Raw genomic sequence first — 12,693 nt, forward strand, 5'->3', positions numbered from 1 at the left:
TCCGATGACAGAATAACCTTCCGATCGCTGTTATCCCCAGATTTTTTTGATTCCCTTCTCTAAAGGGTAAATCCGGGGATAAAGGCGAACACTCCGTTTCTTCAGATTATTTCTGTCCTCTCCGTTCTGTGTACAATGTTTAGTTCAATTCATCTAAAAATAATACACAAAAAAACCGACTCCACTGATGGGTGCCGGTTAGTATGAGCTTGCAAATTAGAGTGAAGAATCCGTATTATCATCTTCGCTGTCGATATGACTTAGATCATCCGCCGGATCAGCACTTTCCGGTTCCAGTTGTTGCAGATCCAGTTTGTTGAATAAGAGTTGTGTCTCTTCCTCCAGGTTTTCCGAATCTTCAAACAAGCCTGGTTCCGGTAGGTCTTTAATTGAAGCCAATCCGAAATAATCCAGAAATGACTTGGTCGTTCCGTACAGAATTGGTCGTCCGATCGCCTCGGCTCGTCCCACTTCAATAATCAGATCCTTATTCACAAGTGTATGAATGGCCCGCTCCGATTTTACACCGCGGATTTCCTCAATCTCTACCCGTGTAATGGGCTGCCGGTACGCTACAATAGCCAGCGTCTCCAGAGCCGCTTGGGATAAGGATGTTCGTGCTGGAGAGTATGCCAGTTTCTCAAAATACACAGCATGCTCAGGCAAGGTGCCCAACTGAACTACACCCGCGATCTTGAGAATCTGTACACCTCGTCCCTGCTGTGAAAATTCATGAATCATCTCCTCAATCGCGTCCGTTACAAGCTCCACTCGCTGGTCGACGATCTCGGCGATTTGTTTGATACTCAGACCTTCTTCTCCGGACAAAAACAGCAGGCCTTCAATAATCGATTTCAATTTCGGAAAATCCATGATTCTTTGTTTCCCCTCTCCACTCCATAACGATATCCTCAAACATCCGTTCCTGATAACAGACAATCTGCTTCATCTTCATCAGTTCCAGCACCGCCAGAAAAGTGACAACAATCTCATGGCGATAGATATGCTCATCCATCAACTTGGAGAATAACAGTCTGCCTCCCGGCCCCATACTTTCCAAAGCGCCGATGACATCCCGTATCCGGTCCTTAACCGAAATCTCATCCCGTTTGATTCGGGTTACAGTTGTACGCTTCTCAGCCTTGCGTAGCGCCTTCTGGAATGCTGCAATCAGATCAGAGGTGTGTAAACCCTCAACCGGGTTCGATTGGGCTTCTACGGGCATATAGGGGCGCAGATCCTCGGGCTCTTTGGAAAATATAAGGCTGCGTTCCCACTCCCGTTCATGAAGATGACGTGCAATTCCCTTGTACTTGCGATATTCTATCAGACGTGCAATCAGCTCTGCACGTGGATCATAATCTTCTTCTTCTTCCATATAATCATAATCCTCGAAATCCTCAATGACCGGTGGTTTGGGCAATAAAAGTTTGCTCTTGATCGACAGCAATGTTGCTGCCATGACCAGAAATTCACTCGTAATATCCAGTTCCAGTTCCTGCATCGAATGCAGGTACGCCATGTATTGATCGGTAATATCGCTGATGGGAATATCCTGGATATGAATTTCAGCCTTATCAATCAGATGAAGCAGCAGATCCAAAGGCCCTTCAAAAGTCTCCAGTTTGTATGTAACTACCGTCACTAGACGAATCCTCCCGCCAGAAAAATACAAAACCCTGCTAAGCCGTCCGAATCCGGTTTCCCGTGTTCGTCTGCGCAAAGCAGGGCACTACTATTAAATAAGCACTATTTTAGCTGTTTCGTCAAGTTTGCCATCTCAATTGCCGCCGTAGCCGCATCCCAACCTTTGTTACCCGCCTTGGTTCCGGCACGTTCAATCGCTTGTTCAATATTTTCTGTTGTAACCAGTCCAAAGATTGTAGGCACGCCTGTTTTCAGGTTGATTGCCGCTACCCCTTTAGCCATCTCGTTGCACACATAATCGTAATGCGTAGTGGACCCACGAATGACAGTTCCCAAGGTAATTACTGCATCATACTTGCCGCTCTCCGCCATTTTCTGCGCTATTAAAGGGATTTCGAACGCACCTGGAACCCAGGCTACATCCACTTCCTCATCCTTCACGCCGTGACGTTTGAATGCATCGAGCGCTGCGCTAAGCAATTTGCTCGTGATGAATTCGTTGAAACGTCCAACAACAACTCCATATCTTAATCCTTCTGATACTAAATGTCCTTCAAAAAATTGTGCCATTCATGTCATCTCCCTAACGGTATAATGTAATGTAAGTAACGGAAATCCCTAATTAATCTCTTCCATAAATTACATGGTGAACGTTATTCATCTAAAATTATTTACTCTTCGTTCTGCTCGATATCATCAAACTTGAGCATATGCCCCAACTTGGCTTGCTTGGTATGAAGATACACCGTATTGTCCTCGTTCTCCTCCATCTGGATCGCGACACGCTCTACGACTTCAAGTCCATATCCTTCAAGACCTTTAATTTTACGAGGGTTGTTAGTTAGCAGTCTGATCTGACGAACCCCAAGGTCTTTCAGAATTTGAGCGCCAATTCCGTAATCACGCAAGTCAGCAGCAAAACCCAAACTCAGGTTTGCGTCAACAGTATCCATACCTTCCTCTTGCAGCTTATAGGCTTTGAGTTTGTTGATCAGCCCAATCCCCCGACCTTCCTGTCTCATATATAACAGTACGCCATTGCCTTCCTCGTGAATCTGTTTGAGTGCCGCATCAAACTGCGGACCACAGTCACAACGATGCGAATGGAATACATCACCTGTCAAACATTCAGAGTGCACACGTACAAGCACAGGTTTCGAACCATCAATTTCTCCTTTGACCAAAGCCACGTGTTCCTTATTGTCCACAGCATTTGTATAAGCCACCGCTTGAAACTCACCAAAGTCAGTTGGCATACGCACAGCCACTTCACGTTGAACCAGCTGTTCTTTTTCGTTACGGTAACGAATCATGTCCTGAATACTGATCAGCTTCAGATCATGTTTGCGGGCAATCTCCTGCAGATCCGGAAGTCTGGCCATCGTGCCATCTTCCTTAATCACTTCACAGATAACGCCAGCAGGGTAGGAACCACACATGATAGCAAGATCTACTGCAGCTTCCGTATGTCCGGCACGCCGGAGTACACCGCCGTCTTTTGCAATCAACGGGAACATGTGACCAGGCTTACGGAAGTCCCCGGCTTTCGCCTCAGGATCAATCAGACCTTTCACAGTAATAGAGCGTTCATGTGCCGAGATACCTGTTGTCGTATCTTTGTGGTCCACAGAAACGGTGAAAGCTGTTCCATGGAAATCCGTATTTTGTTGAACCATTGGTTTCAGGTTAAGTTCGTCCGCACGTTGTTGTGTAATCGGAACACAGACCAGACCTCTACCTTCAGTAATCATGAAATTAATGACTTCAGGTGTCGCCTTTTCGGCCAAAGCGATAAAATCGCCTTCATTCTCCCGATCTTCATCATCCACAACAATGACGGGTTTACCACGCATGAGATCATATATGGCTTCTTCTATTGTGTCCAGAATGGATTGTTCTGACATTGGTCCACCTCCAGTTAATTTCTGTTCTCTATTTATACAAATCCGTGATTGGAGAGAAAATCTTCACTGATACTGCGCGGCTTGCCAGCCTCCGTCTCCCGATGTCCTCTGCCATACTGGAGCAGATGATCCACATATTTGCCCAAAATATCGCATTCGATATTAATGGTATCCCCTGTCTTTTTCACATTTAGTACAGTTTCACCAATGGTATGCGGGATAATGGAAACCGTGAATGCGGTATCCGATGTATGGACAACGGTCAAGCTAATGCCATCCAGTGTAACCGATCCTTTGGGGATCAAATATTTGAACAACTGGTGATCATCAGGCTTGATCTCAAACACAATTGCATTCTGATCACGTGTTATACTGCCAATCACTCCAGTACCATCGACATGGCCCTGTACGATATGTCCGCCAAAACGACCGCCTGATTGCATGGCCCGCTCCAGATTAACTTTACTGCCTGATTGCAGCTGACTGAGATTGGTATGGCGATAGGTTTCAGGCATTACATCGGCGCTAAAACCTCCACCTTCGAGCGTTGTCGCAGTTAAGCACACGCCGTTCACTGCTACACTATCACCAATCTTCAGATCGTCCATGATGGCGGAAGCTCCGATATTCAGGACCATCGCTTCGCCTTTCCGACCAATACGCCGGATCTGACCGACTTCTTCCACCAAACCGGTAAACATGCTGCCGCCTCCCTTTTTCAAGTTATAAAAAACCTAACTTTCTACTTTCAAATCCATTTATTTATTCAGGCCACACCGGAATACCACCAATGCTGATATTATCTCCAACTTGTTCGATCTCCAACTGATTCAATTGAATCGCCTGATTCATACGTTCCACACCTTCGAAGCGGAAGCTTCCAGGTGTATCATAACCGCCTACAATCTTCGGAGCGATAAACATCAGCAGTCGATCGACCAACCTTGCCTCCAGCATGGCTCCATTCAAGGTACCTCCACCTTCAAGCAAAATTGAACCAATGTCACGCTCACCCAACTTGCTAAGTCCGTTTAACAGATCCACACGTGGTCCAGGACCACAGCGTATAATTTCGACGCCGTAGGCTTCCAAACGTTCAGCAGCTTCAGGACTGGCTTCGTCTGTTGTTAGCACCCATGTTGGAGCAAGACCATCCTTAACCATTTTGGCACCTACTGGAAGACGTAACTTTGAATCCACCACAATGCGCACCGGACTAATGCCTTCGACTTGCAAACGGGTTGTAAGTTCCGGATTATCGGCAATCACTGTGTCCACGCCAACCATAATTCCCTGGTGACGATGACGAAGGGCATGCACAATCTCACGAGCAGGCTCGTTCGAGATCCACTTGCTGTCTCCGCTGCGAGTAGCAATTTTCCCATCCAAAGTTGTAGCTGTCTTCAGTGTCACAAAAGGTAGACCCGTTGTAATAAATTTAATGAATTTTTCATTCATGCGTCTTCCACGCTCACGCAGTACGCCAACTTCAACTTCAATGCCTTGTTGACGAAGCATGCTTATGCCTCTGCCGGATACTTGCGGATTTGGATCTTCACAACATACCACAACACGTTTCACCTTTTCATGAATCAGGCGTTCACTACAAGGTGGCGTCTTGCCATAATGACTACAAGGCTCAAGTGTAACGTATACCGTACTTCCTTCTGCATCACTGCCTGCCATGTTAAGTGCATGCACCTCTGCATGACCGGTTCCACGTTTCAGATGGCTCCCCAGGCCTACAATACGACCTTCTTTCACAACTACACATCCAACGACCGGATTGATCCCCGTCTGTCCCTGTGCTCGTTCCGCCATATCCAATGCCAGTGCCATATAAAATTCATCATTGATCATTTCCAAATCCGTTCACCCCGCGGTTTAAAGTCTTGTTTATTAAAAAATCCCCGTCGAACAATCAGTTCGATGGGGATGATGAGAGACAAATGTCAACAGCAGGAGTTAAATGGATACAGCACGCCAACACTTTGCCCAAAACTTCATTTCGGGCAAGTGAAAATAGACACATACCTTAATGAACATCAATTACAGGTAAAGAGCTTTTAAAGTGCGGCATATGTATGGAACTGTCCGGCGTAACCGGATCTCCCTGCACAGTGCAAGACATCACACATCGTGACCGTGCAGCAATACTCCTGCTGAATGCAAACCTGTTAGGTCTGCACCTCTCCTTCTCCCATCCAGACTATACTGTCGGTTCTGGAATTACACCAGATCAGCCATCTGCCAATGGCAGACAGGTCACGGACTTTGCATCAAGTGCTGGACAAATAGGTCCTTACACTTCCTGCATCACCGCCGGTAGGGAATTGCACCCTGCCCTGAAGGATTGCTTTCGTTATTACTTGGATGTTAGCACTTTAATGCCAAAAAATCAATTGTTTTTTGTTCCTTTTTGTCACATACTAACTTTTAATAAGCTAAGAAACAACAAAAACCGCTTCCTCTCTGAAGTGACCCCGTAAAGTTAGACAGATTATATCTTTAGGCAACTTGTTGGGCATGAATCCGGTATCGTACCGGACTCATGCCTTTTAGTTTTGCCTTAATGCGTTTGTTGTTGTAATAATCGATGTATTTGGATAGCTCTTGTTTAAAATGTGAGACACTTTCAAATTCCTTTAAATATAATAATTCGGATTTCATGATGCCAAAGAAATTCTCCATGACGGCGTTATCGTAGCAGTTACCTTTACGGGACATACTTTGCGTGATGCCACGTTCTTCAAGGGCATGACGATACGGTCTCATCTGGTAGTGCCAACCTTGATCCGAATGAATGAGGAGTTTATCTTTATTTGTTAAACTGCAAAATGCTTGATCTAACATCGTGGAAACAAGCGAGTAGACCGGTCTTGAACCAATCGTATATGTAATGATTTCTCCGTTATACAGATCAAGTATGGGAGATAAATATAGTTTTTCTCCGAATAATTTAAATTCTGTAATGTCCGTAACCCACTTCTCGTTTGGCCTTTCAGCGTGGAAATTGCGTTCTAATAGGTTCGGTGCAATCTTGCCAATTGTCCCTTTATACGAACGATATTTCTTCATACGTACCAAACACTTTAATCCCAATACTTTCATCAAACGCTGTACCTTTTTATGATTTACATGGTGTCCACGATTGATTAACTCGTCGCGAATACGACGATAACCATAGCGTCCCTCATGCTCCTTATAAATCGCTTGTATCATGTCTTTTAGCTCTAAATCCTTGTCTACCGTACCAAACGCTTTTACCACGTAATAATACGTGCTACGAGGGATATCTGCTAGCTTTAGAAGTGCTTTCACCGAAAATTCGTTCCTTAGTTCATAGACTACTTGAGCTTTGTCTTGTTTGGTGATTTTTCCTTGTTTCGAACTAAGGCATTCAACTTTTTTAAATAAGCATTCTCCATTTTCAAACGCTCTACCTCTGCTTGTAAAGCCTCTACAGATCCTTCTACTAGCGTTTGATTCTTCTGTGCTTTAGATCCTTTTTTCATGGATGAGCGCCCCTTTTTCTTTGGTTGAAGGGCGTCTATCCCTTGTAATTCCAAGCTTTTTTGCCAACTTAAAAGGGTACTATGGCTAGGAATATTAAATATAGCAGCCGTTTCTCTAACAGACGTCCCAAATTCGTTCATATAATGAAGTACGTCTAGTTTAATCTGCGCAGGATATGATGTATAGCCCTTTTTAAAAGCTTTTTCACCATGATGCTCATATTGTCTAATCCAGTTTAAAAAGCCAGAATGGTGAAGCCCGATTGATTTTGCAATGCTTTTCAAGCTTTCTGATCCCTTTTTATAACGCATAACGGCTTGTATTTTTTCATCTGAACTGAATTTAGTCATGAAAAAACTGCACCTCCAATTGGTAGTTGTGTCTAACAATTGGGGTGCAGTTCACTCAGGAGGTACGGTTTTTGCTTGGAGGCACATTCTCACATCCATCGTATCATTCTACATATCAGGAAAACACCAGCTCGCCATATGCTTTAATTCTTTGGCATTATGAAATGGAATGCGGTCAGGTTCTTGCAGGGGCGAAGTCGGAAGCGAGAACTCTCGTGCGACCCTTCTGACCCAACTTGTGGAATCAATCCCAATAGCCGAGCATTTCCAGCGTCCATTCGCTCTCGGTCGAAACGTCCCATGCAAATCTGCTTTTCCCGGCATCTCTGGAAAGACACCATCCAGATATTCGACGATGACGCGTTTGTCTCTGACTTCATGACAATATACTGTCACCCATACACCTTCCCGGACCCGAACAGCATACACATCGCCAGACTGTACCTCCCCGGTACCTGCATCAGGAGATGCCTTTGGCACTTTTCCGCGAACACTTCTCTTCTTCTCCAATGCACCTAAGATCGTGTCCTTTACAGCTGGACTCTCATCAGGCTTATCCGCAAGAGATATATTATTCAGATCAAACTCATGAAATATCTTGTTCAGGTTGTTCTCATTAATTCCGACAGATGAATCCCACCACGCCAGAGGGGCCTGCACTTCAACCCGCACATTGGGGCGTGCGTCACGTTGCATATAAGAGGTAAATTCCGTGATCATACCAGGATGCTCCGGCGTATCCAGTATGCCAATCAGAGCTAACGTCTCAAGCAAATCACGGTAGACATATTCCTTCTGTGTAGGCAAAAGACGTTCCTTCTTGAGCGCTACTGCTGCCTTGCTGTAACGTGTTTTGGGAGGTAACTCGCGCAGCACCGTTAACACCGCACGGAATGTCCAGCGGTCGTATTCATTGGGTATTGGAATCTCCTTCGCGGTAGCCAGTTCTCGAAGTGCCAACACGCTTCCAAAAGGATCACCGTCCAACGGGGTTCCATTGGTCATCCTCCAATACCATTGCAGCGTCGTGTCGATTGCTTGATCTACACTTAATCCGCAGATCTTACAAGTGTTCGAAGATGGATATGGCGTATGTTCATGACTTGGCATACTGCTCGCAATAAGCTTGCTTGTAAGCAACGAGCGCCAAATCATGGGTGCTGACCACAAAGAGGATACAAAGGCCTGCGCTGCATCATTGATCGTCCATTGATTTGCAACTTTTTTCAGCTCAGTAATCGTTTCATCATGTTGCGGACGTACAAATCGATTCGGTTCATGCCCGTCTGTCTCAAGCGCTTCTCGATCCTTTACGGACAGACTATCCGGAACAACATGTCGCGATGCCTGCAGTTCTTCATCCCACAACGTGCGCTCACTATAAATTTGTTTTAACAAGCTTAGCTGAGTAACCATATCCAAGGTTTTATTCATCCTTTCTAATCATCGATTTCAAGTATGTAAAAAAATAAAAAAAGTGCTTCTTTAAAAGAAGCACTTCATGATTGGATCCAGTTAAGGTGAAGGTATTAAGCTTCTACAACTTCAACAGTTTCCATTTTGTCTTTACCTTCCAAAGCGTCCACGAACTCCATACCTTTAGTTACTTTACCAAATACAGTATGTTGTCCATCCAAATGTGGTTGCGGTTGGTAGCAGATGTAGAACTGGCTTCCACCTGTGTTACGGCCAGCATGTGCCATAGCAAGTGTTCCGCGCTCATGTTTGTTTGGGTTAATTTCACAGTTGATTGTGTAACCTGGGCCACCTGCACCGCTACCGTTAGGGCATCCGCCTTGAGCTACAAAGCCCGGAATAACGCGGTGGAATGTAAGACCATTGTAGAAACCGGAGTTAGCCAGTTTCTCAAAGTTTGCTACTGTGTTTGGAGCTTCTTGATCGAACAGATCGATCAAAACTTCTCCGCCGTTTGCCAATTTAATTTTCGCTTGTTTCGCCATATGTAAATGACTCCTTTCGTATTGACCATCGTTAATGGTACCAAAACGCATGACCCTGGGCCAAGCATTACAGCACTTTTCTTAGTGTACACCGAAAATGTCTGGATCGCAAAAAAAACGGCAACTTTTTTCATGATTTAGCTCAAATACGCAAAAAGCAGACGAAAAAGGAAGGTCCCTTTTCATCTGCTTCAACTTTTAAACGAATTAGCGAGTCACTGGCTGTTTGCCAATACGTGCAGGTACCAGGTCATTCTGGATGATATCTTGATACGTCTCACGGCGTACCACGACATCTCCTTGACCGTCTTTGACAAATACAACGGCCGGACGACGAATCCGGTTGTAGTTGCTCGCCATGGAGTAGTTATACGCGCCTGTGCAAGCTACAGCGAGCAGATCGCCGCTTTCCACTTTTGGCAGGTCCAGATCCCAGATCAACATATCGCCACTCTCGCAGCATTTACCCGCAACAGATACCGTTTCCTGAGCAGCCTCATTTGCACGATTGGCAAGCACAGCTTCGTACTTGGATTCATACAAAGCAGGACGTGGGTTATCAGTCATACCACCATCCACGGCAACGTATTTACGTACACCTGGAATGTCTTTGCTTGTTCCAACAGTATACAGCGTTGTTCCCGCTTCACCCACGATGCTGCGGCCTGGTTCAACCCAGATCTCAGGTACGGCATAGCCGATTTGAGCAAAATGATTTTTAACGGCATCTGTAATAGCCTTCACGTATTGCGCAACTTCAAGCGGCGTATCTCCATCGATATAACGGATTCCGAATCCACCACCAAGGTTAACCACTTTGAAAGCAACATTAAGACGCTCATATACACTTGCTGCAAATTCAGCAACACGTTGAACAGCCATCTGGAAGCCTTCAACTTCGAAGATCTGGGAACCAATGTGGGAATGCACACCGAGCAATACCAGGTTGGACTGCTTGGAAGCCAAGTCAATCGCTTCAAATGCTGTACCATTGCCGATATCGAATCCAAATTTCGAATCCGTTTGACCTGTGGAAATATATTCATGCGTATGTGCCTCAACACCAGGCGTCACACGAAGCAAAATGTTCACTTTACGATTTTTGTCCGCTGCTACAGCCTGCAACAGATGCAATTCATTGAAGTTATCAACAACAAAACATCCGATCTCCGCATCAAGAGCCATTTCGATCTCTTCCAACGTTTTGTTGTTACCGTGGAAGTGAATGCGCTCAGCTGGGAATCCTGCTTGCAGTGCAGTAAACAGTTCACCATCAGATACAACATCCAGGGAAAGTCCTTCTTCTGCTGCAAGGGCACACATCGCCATTACACAGAATGCTTTACTTGCGTAAGCAACCTGGAAGCCCAGTCCGGAAGCACGGAATGCATCCATGTACTCTCTGCAACGCTCGCGAACCAATTGCTCGTCCACAACATACAGGGGAGTTCCAAATTGTTCTTTCAGATCTGTTGCATCAACTCCGCCAATCTCCAGATGTCCTTGCGCATTTATTTTACTTGTACCATGTAAATACATAATCTGCATTCCTCACTTTTTATATACTGGAACAATTGATATTCCAATGATTTTACACCAGTATATCAAATTAGACAGCGAGATGAATGGATTTTTCGGAAGATCATTTGTGTTTTTTACTTTTTCGCAGTTCCCCGTCCGGATCATCGGACATTTTGGTGTTATCACGGGTTTTATTAAATGATGGACGTTTTTTATTTTCCAGCAACGGTAGCCGGAATAAAAAATTGCCCAGGGCTTTTGCATTAAACGGTATAAAAGGCCAGAGATACGAAGAATTGTACGACCGGTGAACGGTAAGCGCCAATATGAGCAATGTACAGCCCACGACCAATCCCGGAACCTTGAATATCGCTACTGCAATGAGCAGAACTAACCTGACCAACCTGTTGGCGAGACCCAGCTCGTAACTCGGCGTAGCAAACATACCGATGGCTGCGATAGCCATATAGAGTACAACTTCATTGACAAAATATCCTGTTTTGACGGCGATATCCCCGACTAGAATTGCCGCGATCAAGCCCATAGCCGATGCCAGAGGTGTAGGCGTATGGACCGCTGCCATCCGTAATAAATCGACGCCCAGTTCGATCAGTAGAAACTGTAGAATCAGCGGTAGCTTTACATTTTCCTGCGGACCAATGAAGTCGAGTCCCATCGGTTTAATCGAAGGGTCAATAACCATGAGAAGCCATAGTGGTAGCAAAAACAATGATATGAGAATCCCTGCAAAACGCACCCATCTTAAATACGTCCCCATCAATGCCGTCTGTCTGTTTTCCTCCGCATGTTCACACAGATCGAAGAAGGTCGTAGGCAAAATCATCACACTTGGGGAAGTGTCTACAAAAATGACAACTCGCCCTTCCAGCAAATGGGAAGCTGTAACATCCGGTCGTTCCGAATAACGAACGAGCGGAAACGGATTCCAACCCTTGTTGATAATCGCTTCTTCCAGCTGCTTGTCGGCTGCGGGAATACCATCGATATCCACTCGCTGTATTTTTTCACGAACGGAATCTACCTGAACTTTATCCACAATATCGTCAATATACACCACACAGACATCGGTTTGTGTTCTCCGCCCCACCTGCATGATCTCAAACTTCAGGCCAGGGTCGCGTATTCTACGCCGCACCAGGGTTACATTGGTCAGCAGCGTTTCGGTAAAGCCGTCTCTGGAACCTCGGACTACCCTTTCCAATGAAGGTTCTTCGGGTGAACGTACCGGATAACTCCGGGTATCCATAATTAAGACCGAGCGGTCCCCTTCAACGAACATTGCGCTCATCCCGGTAAGAACCTTGTTGATGACTGCACTCATCTTGTCGACTTTTTCTACCTGAATATGGGGAATGTAACATTCAAAATAGGATTTGAGAGCATGTCCGGACACGTCACCTGGCGTGAGATAGGTCAATCTTTTCAATACTTCAAGCAAAATCTCATCCTTAGCGAAGCCCGTGATCATCAGCAATCCAACGTGCTTGCCCCCCAGGACCATTTCCCTCAAATTCACGTCGAACGATTCCCCAAGCCCCAGTACCTGTTGCAGCGTATATTTGTTCTCACTCATGCGTGGGGAGATGTCATCGTTTTCCTGCCAATATTGTACGGATTCCTCAATGCTGTCGGACATCTCATTTTGTTTTTTCTTATTGTACGCTTTCTCCTCTTCTTCCTTCTGAATCTCATAAGCAGACTTGTGTAACATCTCTTCCGTTATACCTTCACTATTTTCCTGGCCTGTGTGCTCCGTTCGTTCGTCCATCTTCC

At 45.4% G+C, this 12,693-nt stretch carries 11 protein-coding genes and 1 riboswitch; all 11 genes read right to left on the reverse strand.

Annotated features, from left to right (window positions below):
- Positions 1-216: 216 nt before the first annotated feature.
- Complete coding sequence (gene scpB, locus AC4E8D_RS20065) at positions 217-873, reverse strand: SMC-Scp complex subunit ScpB (RefSeq protein WP_221822076.1); 657 nt, start codon at positions 871-873, stop codon at positions 217-219.
- The gene (locus AC4E8D_RS20070) at positions 842-1,645 is read right to left on the reverse strand and encodes a segregation and condensation protein A (protein ID WP_221822078.1); all 804 of its coding nucleotides are present in this window, start codon (positions 1,643-1,645) and stop codon (positions 842-844) included. Before AC4E8D_RS20070 ends, scpB begins: the two co-directional genes overlap by 32 nt.
- A 104-nt stretch (positions 1,646-1,749) precedes the next feature.
- Positions 1,750-2,217, reverse strand: a complete 468-nt coding sequence (gene ribH / locus AC4E8D_RS20075; RefSeq protein ID WP_076215868.1) for a 6,7-dimethyl-8-ribityllumazine synthase — start codon at positions 2,215-2,217, stop codon at positions 1,750-1,752.
- Positions 2,218-2,318: 101 nt separating this feature from the next.
- A complete protein-coding gene (locus AC4E8D_RS20080) occupies positions 2,319-3,551 on the reverse strand; it encodes a bifunctional 3,4-dihydroxy-2-butanone-4-phosphate synthase/GTP cyclohydrolase II (protein ID WP_076215865.1) in 1,233 nt (410 codons plus the stop codon).
- A 32-nt stretch (positions 3,552-3,583) separates the two neighbouring features.
- Positions 3,584-4,252 carry a riboflavin synthase gene (gene ribE, locus AC4E8D_RS20085; RefSeq protein WP_221822079.1) on the reverse strand — a complete coding sequence of 223 codons (669 nt, stop codon included), beginning with the start codon at positions 4,250-4,252 and terminating at the stop codon, positions 3,584-3,586.
- 61 nt (positions 4,253-4,313) lie between these two features.
- Positions 4,314-5,417 (reverse strand): bifunctional diaminohydroxyphosphoribosylaminopyrimidine deaminase/5-amino-6-(5-phosphoribosylamino)uracil reductase RibD, encoded by a 1,104-nt coding sequence (gene ribD, locus AC4E8D_RS20090; RefSeq protein ID WP_036607842.1) that lies wholly within the window; start codon positions 5,415-5,417, stop codon positions 4,314-4,316.
- Between the two features lie 322 nt (positions 5,418-5,739).
- A riboswitch (FMN riboswitch) is annotated at positions 5,740-5,908 on the reverse strand.
- Between the two features lie 151 nt (positions 5,909-6,059).
- A protein-coding gene (locus AC4E8D_RS20095) for an IS3 family transposase (protein ID WP_339306276.1) occupies positions 6,060-7,417 on the reverse strand; the annotation gives its coding sequence in 2 pieces (ribosomal slippage) (positions 6,060-6,964 and positions 6,964-7,417; 1,359 coding nt in all).
- Between the two features lie 108 nt (positions 7,418-7,525).
- Complete coding sequence (locus tag AC4E8D_RS20100) at positions 7,526-8,815, reverse strand: hypothetical protein (protein WP_490205148.1); 1,290 nt, start codon at positions 8,813-8,815, stop codon at positions 7,526-7,528.
- A gap of 131 nt (positions 8,816-8,946) precedes the next feature.
- Positions 8,947-9,378, reverse strand: a complete 432-nt coding sequence (locus AC4E8D_RS20105; protein WP_017687646.1) for a peptidylprolyl isomerase — start codon at positions 9,376-9,378, stop codon at positions 8,947-8,949.
- Between the two features lie 207 nt (positions 9,379-9,585).
- Complete coding sequence (lysA, locus tag AC4E8D_RS20110) at positions 9,586-10,917, reverse strand: diaminopimelate decarboxylase (RefSeq protein ID WP_221822083.1); 1,332 nt, start codon at positions 10,915-10,917, stop codon at positions 9,586-9,588.
- A 103-nt stretch (positions 10,918-11,020) separates the two neighbouring features.
- Positions 11,021-12,688 (reverse strand): spore germination protein, encoded by a 1,668-nt coding sequence (locus tag AC4E8D_RS20115; protein WP_490205149.1) that lies wholly within the window; start codon positions 12,686-12,688, stop codon positions 11,021-11,023.
- Between the last annotated feature and the right edge of the window lie 5 nt (positions 12,689-12,693).

The organism is Paenibacillus sp. SRL342 (assembly GCF_984798905.1).